The 19588-nt window shown below is 42.7% G+C and carries 10 protein-coding genes; 4 read left to right on the forward strand and 6 right to left on the reverse strand.

Annotated elements, in window-relative coordinates:
• The first annotated feature begins 41 nt into the window (after positions 1-41).
• From L1286_RS02645 to L1286_RS02655, 3 genes are all read left to right on the forward strand, one after another.
• The gene (locus L1286_RS02645) at positions 42-320 is read left to right on the forward strand and encodes a peptidylprolyl isomerase (protein ID WP_063371626.1); all 279 of its coding nucleotides are present in this window, start codon (positions 42-44) and stop codon (positions 318-320) included.
• A gap of 121 nt (positions 321-441) precedes the next feature.
• The gene (locus L1286_RS02650) at positions 442-705 is read left to right on the forward strand and encodes a GrxA family glutaredoxin (protein WP_235405368.1); all 264 of its coding nucleotides are present in this window, start codon (positions 442-444) and stop codon (positions 703-705) included.
• A gap of 128 nt (positions 706-833) precedes the next feature.
• Positions 834-2732 (forward strand): DEAD/DEAH box helicase, encoded by a 1899-nt coding sequence (locus L1286_RS02655; RefSeq protein WP_235405369.1) that lies wholly within the window; start codon positions 834-836, stop codon positions 2730-2732.
• A gap of 119 nt (positions 2733-2851) precedes the next feature.
• On the opposite strand, the gene L1286_RS02660 is transcribed toward L1286_RS02655, so the two are convergent.
• Positions 2852-3688, reverse strand: a complete 837-nt coding sequence (locus L1286_RS02660; protein WP_235405370.1) for a M90 family metallopeptidase — start codon at positions 3686-3688, stop codon at positions 2852-2854.
• A gap of 104 nt (positions 3689-3792) precedes the next feature.
• On the opposite strand from L1286_RS02660, the gene L1286_RS02665 reads away from it, so the two are divergent.
• Positions 3793-6123, forward strand: a complete 2331-nt coding sequence (locus L1286_RS02665; protein WP_235405371.1) for a DEAD/DEAH box helicase — start codon at positions 3793-3795, stop codon at positions 6121-6123.
• 174 nt (positions 6124-6297) lie between these two features.
• On the opposite strand, the gene L1286_RS02670 is transcribed toward L1286_RS02665, so the two are convergent.
• The 5 genes from L1286_RS02670 to L1286_RS02690 form a co-directional block, all read right to left on the reverse strand.
• The gene (locus L1286_RS02670) at positions 6298-6474 is read right to left on the reverse strand and encodes a hypothetical protein (protein WP_235405372.1); all 177 of its coding nucleotides are present in this window, start codon (positions 6472-6474) and stop codon (positions 6298-6300) included.
• Positions 6475-6921: 447 nt separating this feature from the next.
• On the reverse strand, positions 6922-9762 hold the full coding sequence (locus L1286_RS02675) for a TonB-dependent receptor domain-containing protein (RefSeq protein WP_235405373.1): 2841 nt from the start codon (positions 9760-9762) through the stop codon (positions 6922-6924).
• Positions 9763-10534: 772 nt separating this feature from the next.
• Complete coding sequence (locus L1286_RS02680; protein WP_235405374.1) at positions 10535-13342, reverse strand: TonB-dependent receptor; 2808 nt, start codon at positions 13340-13342, stop codon at positions 10535-10537.
• 721 nt (positions 13343-14063) lie between these two features.
• Positions 14064-16700 (reverse strand): TonB-dependent receptor plug domain-containing protein, encoded by a 2637-nt coding sequence (locus tag L1286_RS02685; protein ID WP_235405375.1) that lies wholly within the window; start codon positions 16698-16700, stop codon positions 14064-14066.
• A 495-nt stretch (positions 16701-17195) separates the two neighbouring features.
• Complete coding sequence (locus L1286_RS02690; RefSeq protein WP_235405376.1) at positions 17196-19568, reverse strand: DNA polymerase II; 2373 nt, start codon at positions 19566-19568, stop codon at positions 17196-17198.
• Positions 19569-19588 lie beyond the last annotated feature (20 nt).

Raw genomic sequence — 19588 nt, forward strand, 5'->3', positions numbered from 1 at the left:
CCTTGCATGATCGGCGCGTTTAAAACCCTTGGAGTAAATTCATGCCAAAAGCTTGCGCCTATCACATTTTAGTAAAAACCGAAAAAGAATGCTTAGCGATAAAAGCGAAACTAGATAAAGGGGGTGATTTTAATAAACTTGCAAAGCAGCACTCGACTTGCCCTTCGAAAAAAAGAGGGGGTGATTTAGGTGAATTTAATAAAGGCGACATGGTAAAAGCCTTTGACGATGTTGTATTTAAAAAGCCGCTGTACGAAGTACATGGCCCAGTTAAAACCAAGTTTGGCTTCCACTTAATCAAGACCGTCTATCGTTCATAACAATCAAGCATCCTTAGCCCAATCTAAAAAACAGATTGCCCTAATAGGTTTTAATCAATTTTCATTACATTTAGTTGCACTATACTGAGTGTCATTGCAAATACTAAGAGAGAATTGAATTATGTTTACTGTTATTTTTGGTCGTGAAGGCTGTCCTTACTGTGTACGTGCAAAAGATCTAGCAACTCGTTTGAAAGAGTCGAGAGACGATTTTAACTTTCGCTACGTCGACATTAACAAAGAAGGTGTGAGCAAAGCGGACCTAGAAAAGTCAGCTGGTAAGCCTTGTAACACTGTACCACAAATCTTTATCGACCAAGATCATATTGGTGGTTTTGATGATTTTGAAGCGTATGCAAAGGAAAATTTGGGGTTATACCAGTAGGCAAAAAAAAACTTTTGTTTATTTTTTGGCCTATATCAAGCACCTACAAATTTAATGCCAATTTATACAAGCATTTATTTTTTCTTTACTGTACAATGCCGCCTCTTTTAAATTGTTGAGGCGCATTAATGTCAGAACCAGTAACGTTTGAATCTTTAGACCTTTCTCCTGCAATCCTTAAAGCAGTCGAAGAGCTAGGATATCAATCACCTTCTGAGATCCAGGCTCAATGTATACCGTTATTGCTAGAAAGAAAGGACGTACTGGGACTAGCGCAAACGGGTACGGGCAAGACGGCAGCTTTCGCACTGCCGCTATTAAACAATGTTGACGCATCCGTTAAGCAACCACAAATTTTAGTACTTACTCCAACGCGTGAACTTGCTCTGCAAGTTGCTGAAGCGTTTGAGCAGTACGCAAAATACACCAGAGGCGTAGAAGTACTCGCGCTTTATGGTGGTCAAAGCTATGGCGTGCAGTTAAGTGCACTTCGTCGTGGCGCACAGATCATCGTGGCAACTCCGGGGCGTTTAATCGACCATATTAACCGTAAGACCATTGATCTTTCTAATCTAAATGCATTGGTACTAGACGAAGCAGATGAGATGCTACGCATGGGCTTTATCGATGATGTTGAAAACATCATGGAACAAACGCCAGAAGAAAAGCAAACATGCCTTTTCTCTGCAACAATGCCTAAGCAGATACAATCTATCTGCTCTAAGTACTTAGATAATGCAGAACAAGTAAAAATCACTCCACGTAACTCAACTGTAGACACAATTGAGCAAGTATACTGGCGTGCAACAACGCACAAAAACAAAGCAATCGTTCGTTTCTTAGAAGCGGAAGATTACGATGCTTCTATCGTATTTGTGCGTACTCGTAACGACACTGTTCAGCTGGCTGAACTACTTGAGCGTGAAGGGTTCTCTGCTGCACCGCTTAATGGTGACATGAACCAACAAGCACGTGAGCGCACAGTTGAAAGACTGAAAAGCGGTTTACTAGACATCGTTATTGCTACTGATGTTGCGGCACGTGGTCTAGATGTTGATCGTCTAAGCCTTGTTATCAACTACGATATTCCACAAGACAGCGAAGCATACGTTCACCGTATTGGCCGTACAGGTCGTGCTGGCCGTAAAGGTAAAGCTATCTTGTTCGTAAAAGGCAATGAGCGTTATTTACTACGTAACATCATGCGTCATACTCGCTCAGATATCGAGCAAGTTGAGCTACCAAGTGCAAAAATCGTTGAACAAAAGCGTATTGAAGCACTTCAGAACAAGCTAAGCATGTCACTTGATCACAAAGACATTGAGTTCTTCAGTGAGGTAGCACAAGGTCTAGGTGAAAAGCTAGAACTGAGCCAAGAGCAACTTGCAGCTGCACTTCTATGCCTAGCTCAACAGCAATCTCCGCTTAAAGTTGAAGAAATCAAAGTTCAGCAGCGTGAACGTCGTGATCGTGACGGCAATCGTGACCGCCGTGATGATAGACGCGGTGAGCGTGGTGATCGTGGTGACAGAAAAGGTCGCCGTAACACTGGCCCTATGGATACATACCGTATTGAAGTGGGTCGCGAGCACGGTGTTCAAGTTAAGAACATTGTGGGCGCAATCGCGAACGAAGCTGACATCTCAAGTAAGTTTATCGGTGAAATCCGTTTATTTGATGAGCACAGTACCGTTCAGCTTCCACAAGATATGCCAGCTGAAACACTCACACACTTCCAAGGTGTTCACATTTGTCAACGCCCAATGAAGATGACCAAGAGTACGCACCCAGCCGATCAAGCACGCGGCAATGGTGGTAATCGCCGTGAAGGTGGTCGACGTTTTGAAGAGCGTGGTGAGCGTCGTGACGGTGGCCGTCGCTTTGAAGAGCGTGGTGAACGTCGTGATGGCGGCAAGCGTAGCTTCCGTGACCCTCGCAGCGATAAGCGTCGTGACGGTAACAGAGATGGTAACCGTGACAACCGCCGTAAAAACAGCAACGAGCGTAACGAAATCAACTTCTCATAAGTTGAAACACGTATAGAAAAAGCCGCTTCTCAATAGCGGCTTTTTTGTTTTTAGTGACCGTTCGCAATAGCGTTGACACTTTCAAGCTTAAACTGACCCCCTACTGGTCAATATGCTGATTACAGTGCCCGACCCAGCCAATCTCTGGGATCAAAACGAAAATAACTGACTAACAGGTTAAATAACTCTGGGTTTTCTTGTTTTAGCTCATTGGGCTTTTCAATAAAAGTCTCTGTCAGCACCGCAAAATATTCTGCTTCATTGGTCGCCCCATACTCATGTATGACATGAGGCATATGATATGCCAACTGCATCTTTAGCTGATTGTATGCTCGACCCAGCACATCACCCCAATGCTGATAGCTGATATTTTTGGGTAGTTCAGGTGTACCATTGGTATTTCCAGCTTGTTGATCAAGTTGATGGGCAAATTCATGAAACACCAAATTGTGTCCATCCCCGGGTAATCGATTGCCTTCTAACACATCATGCCAACTTAGCACTAATGTGCCGCCAGGCCATGACTCGCCTTGCCTAACGGCAGTATGATAACTGATCAACCCGGCACTATCTTTATTTGTTTGCGGCGCATAATATTGGCTTGGATATAACAGCACTTCTTTCACATTAGGATAAAGCGGCCAGGCTTGATTAATCACCAAAAGGCAGGCATCCGCAGCAATAATTAAAGCCATTGGTCGAGTGACTTTCAAGCCATCCCTACCCAGTACCCTTTTCTCCCCTAAAAACCAGATGATATGCCGCTCCAACTTTTCTCTATCGTGGTCAGTCATATTTCGGTAGATAGGCATGTATTTTAACAGCACTTTTTTATCGGCATTCGACAACGTGTGCTGCTGATATTTTCTGTGCCAGAAAAACCTTTTTATCTCATCCAAACGCCAATAAACCACCACAAACACGACTAAAAAGACGAGTAACATTACATTTATCATACTTGCTCATTGCTTATGCTTTTTAATTTAAGTGTGTGCATATCGGCGCCTTTTCAACAAAAATTTGATAAAATTCGAAAAAAAGTACCAACGAATAATAAGTCATGTCGCTGCCAATTGAATCCATAAAAGAGCAATTTTTAAACACCATTTCAAAACAAGATGTTGTGGTTACCGCTGCAACCGGATCAGGTAAATCTACACAGTTACCAATTTGGGCGGCGACGCAAGGTAAAGTTTTGGTCGTAGAACCTAGGCGCATTGCCTGTACCTCTCTCGCAGAATATGTGGCGTCGCTGTGTGCTAGCCAACTTGGTGAAAAAGTAGGTTATGCCATCCGTTTTGAAACCGTCTTTAGCGATGATACAAACATCATTTTTGTCACGCCCGGCGTTGCTCTGCGATGGTACTTTGAAGACAAACTGGCCGCTTTTTCACATGTTGTCTTAGATGAATTTCACGAGCGCAGATGGGACATGGATTTACTATTGGCACTTCTCAAACAGCATAATCAACACCGTCTCGTACTCACATCCGCCACTCTAAATGCAGATAGATTGAGCCGTTATTTAACTGCCCCCATATTGCACAGTGAAGGCAACATGTATCCCGTGGAAGAGCACTTTATCGCCAAGGAGCCACGCATGATGCCCAAGAAAGAGCAGTTAACAGAGCGGGTTATGGCAGCTTGCACACACGCTCAATCGATGACACGTGGCGATATCCTTGTTTTTTTACCAGGCAAAGGGGAGATCTTGGCTTGCCTATCGGCACTCAAGCCTTTAAATGCACTGGTGGTCACTTTGTACAGTGGTTGTAGCAAACTTCAGCAACAACTCGCACTTGGTATCCAAACACAACAGCGAATCATCTTGGCAACCAATGTTGCAGAAACGTCTTTGACAATCCCTAACGTCACCTGTGTGATAGACTCTGGGCTTGAAAGACGTACGCACCTTAGAAATGGTAAAACCGTTTTAGGACTCGATGCAATTGGCCGAGACTCAGCAAAACAGCGCCTAGGTCGAGCCGGTCGTACACAGGCCGGGACTTGTATCAGGTTATACGGACAATATGCACCTCTTATAGAGCGCACACCACCAGAAATACAAAGAGAGGCGCTCACAGAGCTTGTCTTGGCTGCTGGTTGTGCTTCTAGTGGGGTTGATACCCTCGACTTCATAGACCCACTCCCTTGCGCTTCAAAAGAAAGAGCCCTGAAAGTTCTCTCTGATATTGGTGCATTAGACCAACATCAAAAAGCCACCGATCTCGGCAACTTACTATACCCCTTACCCATTGATGCCGAATTAGGCTACCTTATTGCTCGCATGCCCTCAGGTGCCCTAAAGCAAGCCGCCATTGATGCTATCTCTGTCATTTCTGTACCTGCTCGCGTATATCAACTGCCAAATAACATAGAGCAGTTAGAACAGCTTACTGCCCTTTTTCCAAATGGGTGCGATTTAGAGCTTATCATCGCGCTGATCAGAGGTAAGCTCGATGATTTACTTCACATCGAGTCAGACGCATTGGCCGAAGCACAGCAATTTAGCAATCAACTACGCGAGGCTTTCTCCGTGCCAAGCCTAGAACACGCGGCAAGCTATGATAGAAGTGCACTTATTGATGCCATGGCAAAGGCAAAACCTGATTGGGTATTTGTAAAAAGACAAAATCGTCGTGGTGGATTCGGCAATGGCGAAATTGAAGTGTCACCGTCTAAGACATCAAGGGTGTCAGAAAATACGGACGCTATGTTAGTATTAGACACTTTTGCACTTGCAGGTAAAGGTACGAAACAAGCAACGACTATGGCGACGATTGCCGCACCGATGTCTTTGAAGTCTCTCTCCGACTTAGGGCTCACAACCACCGCTTATACCAATGCGTATATGGATGACACGGGTATTCATATCGAGGCTCAGATGCAATATGCCGGTGTCAACATTGCCCAAAAAACCTTGCTAGCCGACGATAGCAATCTCATTGATGCCTGTGTTATGTTGATTGAATCAGGCGATTTATTCCCTGGTCTATATGCGACTATCAACACAAGTATTCAACAGCACTCTTTATATTATAAATATGAGAAAATAGATAAGAAAACACCAGAAATAAAACATTACCTTTATGACAAGATAAAACAACTTGGCATTAGTGAGCAGGCAGATTTAGAGTTAATTGAAGAAAGTGATTTATTATTTAATGATCTGGATGAATGGATTTTAGCGCCCTTTATAGAAAAGCACCCTATAAAAGTAACACTCCCAGAACTAGAAGTATCTGTAAATTATAATTTCTTATCAAAACGAATCGTAATTGAATACATTTCAGGAGCGAGAAAAGAAGCACCGAAACGCTGGGAATTGCCGAGTTGGCAGGGATTTAAAATTCAATATAAAAAGGCAAGTAAAGTTGTCGACATAAAATAAAAACGGCACTCAAAGCTTCATTTTTATTTATTAACAGCTAGCGGGGGGTTCGTGACCCCCTGCATGATGTGTCTTTCACCGTCACTGGCATATAGGTAGAAGAAATATCTGTATAACCATCATTATCAGTCACTCTCTTTTTAACTCTGGTGGAAAATTTGGGACAGTATCTCCCTAGCTCAAATACTTGTATCTACTAGAGTGTGCCCCCTGATAGACACGCTCCACCCAGCACTCTACTTTTGAAATCTGACCATCCCTATCCGTTAATAAATTACGGATAGCCACTCGTGCGATCGCGATTAAACCGAGCACCCAATATCCACCTTGCTTGCGCCATGCCGTCGCCATTCTCTGATGTTAGCAGTTTCATTGTGTGAGAAAGGTACAGATGCACGACTGGATAGCGTTAACTATCAGTGTGAAGCTCCATTATGTATTTAGCGAGAGGTATATTTGCCACCTGAATAACAGCTTGTATTACCTCTATATGCAGGTGAAGTTACCGACTGTGTATAAATTTACTGGCTTATTATCCGCGATAAGCATGCTGACTAGCTCCTATAAATACTAAAAATACAGCGCAAAAAAACATTTTAAATCCGCGCCAAAACATTAGCTTCATAGCACTTATCAACAAAAAAATTAACATACCGAACTATAAATACAGATTGAAAATTTGTAAGTTTTAACCATATTAATACACTTATTTTTACAGCGCCCTTTCATACTTTTTATTGACATAAAAAAACCGGGCAGAGCCCGGTTTTTAAAAATTTTCTAAAGACTGATTCGCTATTAGAACTTAGTTTCAAAGTTCAAGAAGTATGCACGGCCTTGTACGTCATACGCACGCGTATTCGTGTTAATACCAGTTGAACCATACTGCGAACCTTGAGCTAAGATTGCTGGTTGCTTGTCAAACGCATTGTTGATACCAAAGATTAACTTCGTATCGTTGGTTAAGTTGTAACCTGCTGAAATATCGTGATAAGTTACAGAACCAATCTCGTTACCCCATGGAATAGCGCTTTCTGTGTTTAAGTTATCAACCACTGAATCCCAGTGACGTAGCTTCCAACGTACATTTAAATCATCAAGTGCATACGTTAGGTTGATGTTTGCCTTAATTTTTGGCGTTTCAACTTCACCTAATGTAATGTTTTCTTGACCAGTAACTTGGCTAGTAGAAACAAACTCATCTGTATAAGTTGCGATTAGCTGAGCACCAAATGTACCGTAGTCAGTGTCTACACGGTAATCGATATCGATATCATAGCCTGAAGTGTTGATACGGTCTTCGTTAGAAGAACCAGTGTTAACGTCTGTTAAAACACCTCTTACACTACGGATATATGCACCGTTACAACCAACAGTCATATTTGGATCATCGTAACAACGCTCGATAACTGTACGACGTGTGATTGTAGTAATTGCATCTTCGATTTCAACATCGAAGTAGTCTAATGTGATTGATAGTTCATCAGAAACCTGCCATACAGCACCCAAGCTGAATGTCTCTGCAGTTTCTTCTTTAACGTCTGGGTTACCACCTTGGAAACCACCCGTACTTTGTCTCTCAACCTGAGTAAGAGTGAACTCACCAGTCTGCTCTAGTCTTGCTACAACAGCCGCATCTTTTAGACAGTTTGCACGAACAGTCGCTGACTTGCTATCACTTTGGTCTAGTTTTAAGCCGTCACAAGGATCGCCTGTTTGACGGAAAGTTTCACCACGACCACCATATAAGTTCGCGATGTTCGGAGTACGTACCGCTGTTGCATATGAAGCACGAAGCATTAGTGTTTCGGTAGGACGGAACTCTGCACCAAGGTTATATGTGAATGAAGAACCAGTCACTGAGTGGTCACTTTGACGCGCAGCTAAGTCAATACGTAAGCTATCTAAAACAGGGAAGCTTGCTTCTGCAAATACGTCTGTTGTTGAGAAGCTGCCTTCTGTTGCTTCTGCTTTGTTTGTAGAAGATGCACCAGTTTGAGCCAAGTCACCTGGTTGAGCAACACCACTTTCGTAGCGGTATTCTGCACCACCTGCAAATCCAACGTTACCACCAGATAGCTCTAGAGGTAATTCACCAGAAAGTACTGCAGAGAATACAGATTGTTCTACTTTACCATACACTTTTGCAGGAGAACGAACATAGTCAACCGCAGCCTGAGAAATTGGAGTATCGCCAAGGCCATCACTGAATAGGTTCAATGGAACACAACCTTGCATACGCGCAAGTTCATTCTTACAACGAAGTTCGCCTTCAAACTCTTCAACATCTAGAGCAAATGCGGCACGCTCTACGTTAACTTGACCACCGTTTTGCTGTGTTTGCGTTGTTTGACCGTATGTAGCATACGTGCTAAGCATCCAGTTTCCATCGATATCCCAATCAAAACCTACAGCAGCACGCACAGTATCACGCTCTAAGCTTGTGTCACGTGGACCGAATTCGATCATACGACGTACGAAGTCAGTAGTTTGGTTTAAATCTGTAACACCTAAATTCTTCAGGTTCGTGCGCAGTAATTCAGGAATAAGTGGAGAATCAATGCTCATACCACCTGGGCCACCTTTATCGTTGAACCAGATAGCGTCGTTTACTTTTAATGCTGTAGGTTCAATTGTAGAACCGTCAGTCGCAGCATTATTCCACTGGAATTCTGTAAACATAGTTACGTCGTCTGACACTTCTAGGTTTAAGCTACCAGAGACATATTTACGCTCAATTGGTGTGATAAGCTGACGGAACTGAGCACGGTTGAAGCGGTTGTTTGTACGGTCGTTAAGTGCACCGTCGAAAGCAGTACCGTCACCATTAAATGAATGCGCTTTACCTTCAGCATCATTGAATGTGATACGACCTTGTGGAGGGTAGCTTGAACCCAAGTAGATGATACCGTCATTAGTTGCAAATGCGTCGAAGCTTGAGAAGTCACGATCTAATGATTTAATACCTTTATCAGTATCATAACCCATTGAAATCCATGCGTTACCTGTATCCCAAGTATTACCCGCGGTAATGTTTACGCTGTGCTTTTCACGGTCACCTTCTGAACTAATACCTGTTTGGCCTGATAATTCAACCCCTTCAATATCGTCACGTAGGATGATGTTTACAACACCTGCGACAGCATCAGAACCATATATCGCTGATGATGCGCTCTTAAGAATATCAATTCGCTCGATTAGTTTCGCAGGGATAGCGTTTAAGTCAACACCATAACCCGCAGAAGGAATAGTACCAGATACGAAACGACGACCGTTTACAAGTACTAGGGTACGTGCTTCACCCAAGCCACGAAGCTCAGTCGTATTCAAACCTACAGTAGTAGTTGTGAATGCAGAAGTAGATTGGTCAGAACCTGTTAGTGCAACAGGAGACTTTGAAAGAATGTCTTGAATGTTCAAAGTACCAGTTTCGCCAATTTCTGCTTTACCAATTGTTGTAATTGGCACTGCAGTTTCAAGGTCTGTTCTTTTGATACGTGAACCAGTTACCTCGATGCGCTCTACTTTATCAGCACCATCTTCGCCTGCCGCCACTACTTGACCAGCAAACACTGCCGAAGAAGCTGCACCAAACGCAATCGCTAAGCGAACTGCTTTTGAAACTCTATTGTTTAACATTTGTTTTCTCCCTGGAGCTTTTTACAAAGCTTTTATTTTATTTTTTACTTCAATATAAGGTTAAGCACGTTGCTTTTATGTGTACCCTATATGAAACAACGCGGGTATAGTAACCACAAAGTAAAATCCCTTGCAAGCTTGTGAAATAGAGTTGCAACACTCAAAAATTGCAATAAAAACAACAATAAATTGAGCAATTTTAATACACGACAAGCGGATCACTCATTGCATCCTCAGGGCTAAAAAGTGCTTCAGGGTGTATACAAAGTGAGTAAAAATCAAACATAAAAAGATGGTAATCCCGTTAGCCACACGCAACACCCCACACGCAAAAAAAGAAACAAACCCCTTGAATACATTTAGGAAGCAATAAGTTTCACGGCGTTTTCAACAGATTGAAATTCGCGAAAACACGTGAACAATTTAGATCGAAGAAAGAAACAGCTAGATGTGAAGTTGCCTAGCTGAAGGCAGATCGTTTTAAGTCGTATATAGAAAAACACGAAAAAAACATAATATACAAAATAGAAACAAATTAATTTTAAAAAACAAAATAGAATAAAGAAAAAAAAACCCCGCTGATGCGGGGTTTTTAAGCAGTTTTTAATTAAAAAAGTCTGCGCTGTTACAGCGTCTAACTTTCTAATACAACTCTTAGGTACTGTTCTTACATACTTATAATGAATTTCGAATTTTTATTACTAACAGCTCAAAACTCGATTCATTAAGTCAAGCTTTGAATACCAATTCAAAGCTTGATACTTAAGCTAGATTAGAATGTGTAATCAGCTTGTAAGTAGAATGAACGACCGTATGCATCTGCATAACGTGGGTCATAACCAACTTGGTGACCTGCCGCAGCATTAAGCGTGAACGGAGGCTCTTTATCAAATAGGTTCTTGATACCGAAACCGATGTTTGCGTTATCACCCCAAGCGTAAGCTAGACGGTAATCGAAAGTCATGTAAACAGGTACATGTTTCTGGATTACGCTACCATCAACAGCGTTGTTCCAATCATCAGCTTGAGCAACATAGAAGCTTGTGCTTGCTTTTGCATCAGTGTAACCACTACGCGCTTTGATGTTGAAGCTGTGAGTGAAGTCACCGTGCGTGAACGTGTTGTTGAAGTTTACGATGTTACGGAAAGTAACTGCTTCGTTTGTACCAACTTGACCTAGGCTTGTATCCCAGATGTTGTCGCTACCTACACGTAGGCTTTCGCTCTCAATCATGTAAGTACCCATTAACTGAGACTTAAGCGTACCGAAAGAGAATTCAGTAGTGAAATCAAAGTGCCAGTCGATACCTGAGTTTCTAGATTCACCCACGTTGTCAGCAGCCTGGATGATAGCAACAACAGTGTCACCTGTACCTGGATCTACCTTAGTCGTGAACCACTCAGCATACGTTACTGGGTCGCCGAAGATCTGGTTTTGAGTTAGGCGAGTAACCTGGTTTTCCATCTGTACATTCCAGTAATCCATACCGAAACTTGTGCCTTGGTCGCCAGACCATACGAAACCGTAAGTATATTGCTTAGAAGTCTCTGGCTGAAGTTCCGCGTTACCTTCACGGTATACATCATACTGAAGCTTGTCTGTGTAACAGAATTGAGCAATTTCTTGTCTCAAACCTTCTGGACACTCGTAAGCTGATGCTGTAACACCAAACTCTAGACGAGGTGCCGCGATTTGACGCATTGTTGCCGCCTTGAAACCAGTACCGTATGAAGCACGTAGTAATAGTTCATCAGTTGGACGGTATGAAACACTTAACTTGTAAGTTGTGTCGTCAACGCTTTGGTTAACTGTTTGGTTACCAGTACGCTTCGAATCAGTGATTTCACCAATTTCGTCATAACGTAGTGAACCTGTCACTTCTAAGTTTTCAAGAACTGGAACAACTACTTCAACGAACGCACCGTAGCTGTCACGCTCTAGGTCAAACTCAGTACCAGCAGATTCAAAAAGAACTACTTCGTCATTCTGACCTTTACCGTTTGTTAGTGAGTAGCTTGATTTACGGTAATCCCAACCTGCCGCGATGTACACTGTACCAGCGTCAAGCTCAGCGATTGGACCAGACACTTTACCGTCAACTGCGAATAAATCTGTGTCAGTTGTTTCCCAGTTACCGTTGAACATTGTCGCTCTTACTGCGTCATTCTGCTCAGGAGTAAGGCTTGCTGGGTCAGCGAAGATGTCAACTTGACCAGAAGTTACTAGCGCCATGAATTCTTTTTCAAGTGGGTAACCAGTAATACGGTTTTGCTCACGCTCAGCGCCTGAACTTGTGATTGCGAAATCATAGTTCCACTCACCGAAGTCACCACGTACACCAGCTACGATATGGTTAGTAGTTGTGCTCCACTCATCAGTACGGTTACCGCCTGGAAGTACACGCCAGCGCGCTGCAACTTTAGTCATATCTGCCTTAACGTTGTCAGGCAAGTACTTAGTTACATTTTCTTGTACTAGAGCTGAATCTGCATCTAGTGAGAAAGTACCAGTTGGGTATGGTGCAATACGCGTTGTCATTTCGAACTTTGACGCAGACGCTGTTACATATGCTTCTGTTTCGTCATTGATTGCGAATGTACCTTGTAAGAAACCGTTTACACGCTCACTTTCTGGTTGGATTTCTAATGTGCTTGTGTAGTCAAATTGACAAGCATTACCAGACGGTGCACTTGTAGCGTGACAGTCACCGTTTGCTTCTCTGTACGGGTTTAGAGAATAAGTAGCTGTAACATTTTTACCATTTTCGTTGAAAACAAGGTCGCCATTTTCATCACGCGTATTGTAAGTTACATAAGCGTTACCAGGGATAGCGTTTGAAGAACCCGCGATAGCAATTAGGTTTTGACCTGCGTGTTCAAACTCAACGAAACCAGTTTTTGCAAAGTCACGGTCAACAGAACGAAGGTTGTCTTGTTGGTCGTAGCTTACGCTTGCCATGATATTGAAACCGTCAGAACTCAAATCACCGAAACCGCCTGTGAACGAGAAGTTTGAGCTAGAAGTATCTTTTGGCTTGTCGTGACGTGCTGCGATTGTGAAATCGGTCACATCATCTTTAAGAATGAAGTTAACTACACCCGCGATAGCGTCAGAACCGTATAGTGCTGATGCACCATCTTTTAGGATTTCAACGCGCTTGATCGCCGCTAGTGGGATTGAGTTGATGTCGATGCTTGAACCAGAATCTGAAGAAGCCATACGGCGACCGTTGATAAGAACTAGTGTGTACTCAGCACCTAAGTCACGAAGTGAAGCAGTTTGGATACCACCACCGCCACCACCTACAGATTCACCTGCAGCAGTGAAACCCTGCATTGATGGAATGTTAGCGATAAGGTCAGGTACAGATGTTACACCTGATTTTGCAATATCAGTAGCATCAATAACATCTACAGGTAGTGCACCTTCAAGATCTGTACGTTTGATAGCAGAACCTGTGATTTCAATACGTTCTACTTCTTGTGTATCTGCTTCTTCTGCAACAGTAACAGCTGAAGCTGACACCGCACCTAAAGCAAGTGCTAAGCGCACAGCCTTGGTTACTTGATTGTTTAACATTTGAATCTCCCTGGACCACATTTGCGTGGTTATAATTATATAAATGGCGTTAACCAAATTTTTTATTGTTGCACTTGCAGCAACATGGTGCAGGAATACTAAACAATCCAAACCCGCAGCGTCAACAATTTTATTTCACTTGTTAGTGTAAAAATAAACACAAGTTCACAACAATAGTTACATTAGGTACAAACCTAAAACAATAAACCCCTGTTTTTAATTAAGATATTTTAGATTAGCTCATTTTTTGAAAATTTCCAGATTAATTAAAGAAACATTCAAAACACCCCAATTAGATCAAAATGCTCAACAATAACCAATCAGAGTCAGTACCCAATTAACACACACATAACAAATAAACATTTACACCTTTAAAAACAACAACTTAAAAAGAGCAACTCTCTCAACACATGGACGTTACGTCATTGTTAACCAAAGAAATTAGATAAAATCAAGTAAACAAAAACTAAGATGCCGCCCTTGAATTTACATATTGAACACATAGGCAACGAAGCATTGATCTTTTACCCAATAAAGATACAAAAATAAGTTGTTTACAAATTGGTATAACCAAAAAGATGAATGAGAGAAGTTTATTTAGAAAAAAGTATGAGATATCTATACAGACAGGCTCAGCGTAGACACGGGCAGAGCAAGTGAAAAGTGCAGGCACAAAAAAGCCCCGAATAATCGGGGCTTTTGCATATCGTGGTAATATGAATTAGAAGCTGATGTTATAACCCGCAAACACTTCACGACCAATATGGCCGGCGCCATAAATAGATGAGTCCACCCAGCGGCCAGCGTCATCAAGTACAACACCTTTATCAAACAGGTTACGTACACCTAACGTCAACGTGCCATAGCCTTCGGTAAAGTACTTAGCATTTAAGTTATGTACTACGTAGGTTGGGTTATGGTTGCTGAACTCGTAAGAGAACTGGTTATTTGCAACTCTCAGTACTTCGTCTTCTGCTGTGCTAGCAACAATATCTGTCGTCCAGTTGATAGCGACGTTATCAATTGAGTAGTTAACAGATAGCTGTGAACGCCACTCTGGTGTTTCCGGTGCACCTGCAAAGTCTTGTGCAGGACCGCCAAAGAATACATCTTCTTCAGCCTCAAGGATGTAAGTTGTTACCTTCTTGAACTTGAATTCACCGAAACGCGTGTCAAGACGGTAAGATAGGTCTAAATCAAGGCCTTTACGCGACATGAATGCGCCGTTTTCATAGCGAGTTGTCACAATACCTTTAACACTGCCGTTCTCGAAGCGGTCTAAGTTAACACCTGGGTAAGCCTGTTCAATGTTTGATAGTAAACCTGCATACTCAGCGTTCATCAGATCTTGCACTGTAATTAGTGAAATTACATTGTCAATTTCAAGAGAGAAGAAGTCTAGCTTGATACCCACATCTTCAAACCCTGAGTAAACGATACCTGCATTAATATAGGTAGACTCTTCTGGGCCTAGGTTGCTATTGCCATTACGTAGGTTTTGTGGCGCAGATTTCTTACAATCTTCTGGCGCAGTACCATTGCGCTCACACTGAACATAATCAATAACTGACGGGTAACTTTCAGATGGTGCTGCCAATAACTCATTTAGAGACGGTGCACGGAAACCTTTTGAATACGATGCGCGAACCAGTAGGTCATCAACAGGGCGGTATTCTACTTTAAAGCTTGGTGTGCCCTTGCTACCAAAGTCGCTGTATCTGTCATAACGGTATGCAGCACTCACAATAAGGTTGTCAAGCACAGGCATTGCGATTTCATAGAATACAGCCTTTGTATCACGGTCTCCCGCTGCTGAGTTACCTGCAGAACCACCAACTAAGCCCGCTTCACTTTGTGCATCGTACTGTGAACGAAGTTCCTGATCAAAGTACTCAGCGCCAATGTAGTGTTGAATTTCACCACCAGACAGTTCACCGGCAGCGAATGACACACCACCAAAGATGTGGTTAAGCTCGTTTTGGTCTTCTACGTATACGGTAGTCGCAAGGTTGTTGTTCCACTCTTCTGAGCCTTGAACAATTGGGTTTTTGTCGTTTAATCTGTCGAAGTTGTATGCTAAGCCACCTAAGCTAAGGTAGTTACGACCTGCACGGCGGTAGTCAAGCTTCGCTTTGTGGTAAGCGATTTCATATTCAGCAGTTTCACCAAAGAAACCTTTAAGACCAATCATGTAATCTTGCTGGTAGTCCGTTACATTTGTGTCACGGTTACCAACTTGATACCAACGGAAGAAACCGTTTGTGCCTTCAATACCCGTTTCATTGAGTGGGTGGTCAGCAGCCATGTTTCTAATTGATGACGCAGGCGGCGCATAACGACCAAAAGAATCGTTGCGACTAAGCATTGCACGCGCATATAGCTCAAGGTCATCAGTTAAGTTGTAAGTAAGGCTCGTCATTACTGAGTCACGCTTTGTAGAAGCTGAGTTTGCAGCAACATCAGCAAACGAGTAACCACATACAGTGCCACCGTTAGATGTTCCTAGCTCACCAACGAAACCAGGTACAGTGTCTGTCAGTTCATTACATTTTTCAGAAGCAACCCAATTACCGTCAGGCGTTTGGAAAGAGGCACTTGAATAACTCACACCGACAGTTTCATCATAAATAGTGATTACGCCATCACCATTATCATCGTTCATTTGCTTTTTAGTGTAGTCACGGTCACGTTCGAAAATTGGCGTACGCGTTTGGTGGTCATATACAAACGTAATGTTACCTTTGTCAGAACTAATACCGAACGCCATAGACATTTGTTTGCTGTCAGCACCTTCTGCTTCAGGGCGACCGATTTGAATGTCGAAAGACGCACCTTCGTAGTCTTTTTTCAGAATAACATTGATTACACCGGCAATCGCATCAGAACCATAGATAGCAGATGCACCATCTTTTAGGATTTCGATACGCTCAACTGCGGCCATTGGGATTGCACTTAAGTTTGCAGCAGAGCCACCTAGAGAAGGAGAACCAGCCATACGCTTGCCATCAACAAGTACTAGCGTACGGTCTTGACCAGCACCTAGTAAACTTACTGTTGACTGCGACTGCCAACCTGAGCCCGAAGAAGGAGAGAACGAGCCGAAGCTGTTCGAAGTAACGCTTTGTAGTGCATCAGCAACGGATACACGACCTTGACTCTCAAATTCTGCACTTGTAATCACTTCGACTGGGCTTGCGCCTTCCATGTCAACACGCTTGATGCGTGAACCTGTAATTTCGATTCGTTCTACTTTCTCTGCACCTTCTTCAGCCATCGCTACGTTTGCGAAAGCAGCAGAAGAAGCCGCACCAAATGCCAATGCAATACGCACAGCTTTAGTAACTTTAGTGTTCAACATGTGATTCTCCCTGGGCTTACAACTGTTGGTAAGCTTGAGTTTTATAAGTCTTTAATACCGAGCTCTAATGGCCGGATTTGAAAATTCGCGGAGGATACTAATAGGGAGTCATGTTAAGCGTCAAACTTAGCACAGTTAACACTCACTAACATGAGGTAAACACTTAAAACCCCTTAATTTAATGAAGCCACAAAGTAAATAAACACTTACTTCAAAAAAGTTTAATTAATTAATTAATTTTACAGTCACGGTGCTTAGCATTCATACAATCAAAAATTAAATTCGAGAAATCAACACTTAAGAAGGTTAAAAAAAATATTTTTATTTTTTGTTTAAGTGCCGCTTTTTTATCCAAACCATAAGGCACAATACAATTCCTTTGCATAAATCACCTCTTGCATTTACATCGCGGCAAACGGAATTTTATGGAACGGCTAACCCCTGAGCAGTTACAGCGTGAATATTACAAAGCGATAAACAATCTCTTTCAGAGGTTTACAAGTCTAATGAGCGTTGCCCAGCCAAGTTGATGGCATTTTCATCAATGTCTGGCAACATTCTGTAGATAGGAAGAATTTGCTTTTCTATATAGTGGGTATAATCGAGTTGCTCTGTCTCACCGGTAAAGAGCTTAGGACCAGTGCGACTAATGACATACGCTATTTGACTGCCTTTACCAAGGCCAAATACACTGCCGTTCTGTGTCGCCTCCTTTGCGGCCTTCACGTGAGGTGGGATATTCTTCACATAAGACTCTAAAGGTTTGCCTAGTCGCTTTTTGTAAATAAGCTTGTCGTCAACTTGACCTGATATAATTTGACTAATAAAGTCTTCGGTCACTTCCAATACATCCAGATCGTCAAATAAAGCCCGAATAACGGCCTGTTGATATTCTTTGGCAATGACAGTCCAGTCACTACGCACCGTTTCCATACCTTTAAATATCAATTCGGGTGCACCCGCCTTATTCACTTGCCCAACATAACGCTTTTTCGAGCCCGTCTCCTGCCCACGTATGGTTGGCATGAAAAAAGGACTGTAGTGTGTTTCAAATTCAATCTCTAGGTGACTTTCGAGCGCATACTGCTTGTCGATAAGCTGTGACCAGCGTTGGTTGATCTCAATCATAAGGTTAATACCCAATTGCTGACACTGTGACGGAGTGTAACTTGGATCGACAGTTACAAACGTTGAGTCGGTGTCTCCATAAATGACGTCATAACCCATTTCTTCAATCCAGCGTCGCGTCGTCTGCATAATTTCATGGCCACGCATGGTAATAGAGCTAGACAGTCTGGGATCATAAAAGCGACACCCTTTAGAGCCTAATACCCCATACAAACTATTCATGATGATCTTAATGGCTTGCTGAAGCATTTGTTCTCCACCTAGCTTTGCAAGGTGTCTGGCGTGTGCGAGTTGTGCAACCAACTTAGGGAGATGATGTAACTCTCTCGAGAAGCGCCCATTGTTAAAGCCGGTAATCGCGCTTTCAGGCGCTTTACCCCCTTCAATTAACCCCATTGGATCTATACAAAAAGAGCGGATGATAGATGGGTACAGACTTTTGAAATCCAAAACCAGTACATTCTTGTACAGTCCTGGTTTTGAGTCCATTACATACCCACCTGGACTATCAAAGTTTAAGCCATGCTCACCAAGGTTTGGGGCAATATAACCACTGCGGTGCAATAAAGGCAGATATAAATTAGTAAATGCAGCCACAGAGCCCCCCATTCGCTCTAACTCCAGCCCTGTAAGCTTTGTTCTTGCGATGGCGAATTCTATTAAAGAGAGTGTGTTAAAGATATCCCATACTAATGCGCAGTCTTGTAAGTTGTAACCAGCTAGGGCTAATTTATCTTCATGGAACTGACGAACAATTTCTTCCAGCCGATTATCTTGGGAGATCAGTTTTGTCTGACCAAGTACCTCTTGGGCAATAAAGCTCAACTTAAACGTTTCGAAATGATAGGTCGCATTCTTCATGGTGTCGATGCCATCTATCACCACCCTGCCAGGGATCAATACGCGCGTAAAATGGCCTTTCGAGACGTGCATTGATTCCCCATCACGGCCGAGAGTTAACTCAACACCCAATGCCTGTGCTCGTTCATGCAATACAGCGCAATCAAACTCGATAACATTCCAGCCAATGAGTACATCTGGATTAAGTCTGGTCACCTCTTCACAGAATGTATGTAATAACGTCATTTCGTCTTCGACCCAAATGATGTCAATGTCACTCTCTTGCTCTGTGCCAATCATGATCACACGCCGCTCGGCTTCGGTCACCAGACCAATAGAAAATAAAACGCCTTCCCCACTACATTCAATATCGAACGATAATAATTGGAACTGAGGAGTGAACTCATCGCAGGCTTTTAACTTAGCATGGCGTAACTCAAGATAGCCTGATTGTTGATTGGGAGTACCCGTTACCCACACTCCTCCTTTGACATATCGTTCCATTAAATAGCGATCAGCATGACGAATATCTTCTTCATATAAAGGACAGACATTTTCGAGCGCCTCTTTCGCTCTATAAAAGCCACTTAAATGCGTAAAGTACACGCCACATACAGGTGACTGGTCAAAATGCTTCAATGACAATGCCACTAACTGATAATCACACTCTACGCTATCAAGCACCTGCCGCACACGAGCTGCATCATCGGTCTTTATAAAAAATACACAGCGCTCACCTTCAACAAATGCTTTGATAACACCATGCGCTGTTTTTAACCAATAACATAAACGTAACTTCCCACGATGAGAAACTTGTTGCCTAGATAAAATAAAGCCTTGATATACTGCTTGTGCCAAGTGTGAACCCCGCCTAAAATACACCCCTGTAATTATATCCATACTTTTTTGCTTAGGCGATC

This window comes from Pseudoalteromonas sp. SMS1 (assembly GCF_021530565.1).
GTDB lineage: Bacteria > Pseudomonadota > Gammaproteobacteria > Enterobacterales > Alteromonadaceae > Pseudoalteromonas.

Bases quoted from the DNA above. Each gene is read 5' to 3' on its own strand.
- L1286_RS02645 (WP_063371626.1), top strand. From the start codon at position 42: ATGCCAAAAGCTTGCGCCTATCACATTTTAGTAAAAACCGAAAAAGAA.
- L1286_RS02650 (WP_235405368.1), top strand. From the start codon at position 442: ATGTTTACTGTTATTTTTGGTCGTGAAGGCTGTCCTTACTGTGTACGT.
- L1286_RS02655 (WP_235405369.1), top strand. From the start codon at position 834: ATGTCAGAACCAGTAACGTTTGAATCTTTAGACCTTTCTCCTGCAATC.
- L1286_RS02660 (WP_235405370.1), bottom strand. From the start codon at position 3,688: ATGATAAATGTAATGTTACTCGTCTTTTTAGTCGTGTTTGTGGTGGTT.
- L1286_RS02665 (WP_235405371.1), top strand. From the start codon at position 3,793: ATGTCGCTGCCAATTGAATCCATAAAAGAGCAATTTTTAAACACCATT.
- L1286_RS02670 (WP_235405372.1), bottom strand. From the start codon at position 6,474: ATGGCGACGGCATGGCGCAAGCAAGGTGGATATTGGGTGCTCGGTTTA.
- L1286_RS02675 (WP_235405373.1), bottom strand. From the start codon at position 9,762: ATGTTAAACAATAGAGTTTCAAAAGCAGTTCGCTTAGCGATTGCGTTT.
- L1286_RS02680 (WP_235405374.1), bottom strand. From the start codon at position 13,342: ATGTTAAACAATCAAGTAACCAAGGCTGTGCGCTTAGCACTTGCTTTA.
- L1286_RS02685 (WP_235405375.1), bottom strand. From the start codon at position 16,700: ATGTTGAACACTAAAGTTACTAAAGCTGTGCGTATTGCATTGGCATTT.
- L1286_RS02690 (WP_235405376.1), bottom strand. From the start codon at position 19,568: ATGGATATAATTACAGGGGTGTATTTTAGGCGGGGTTCACACTTGGCA.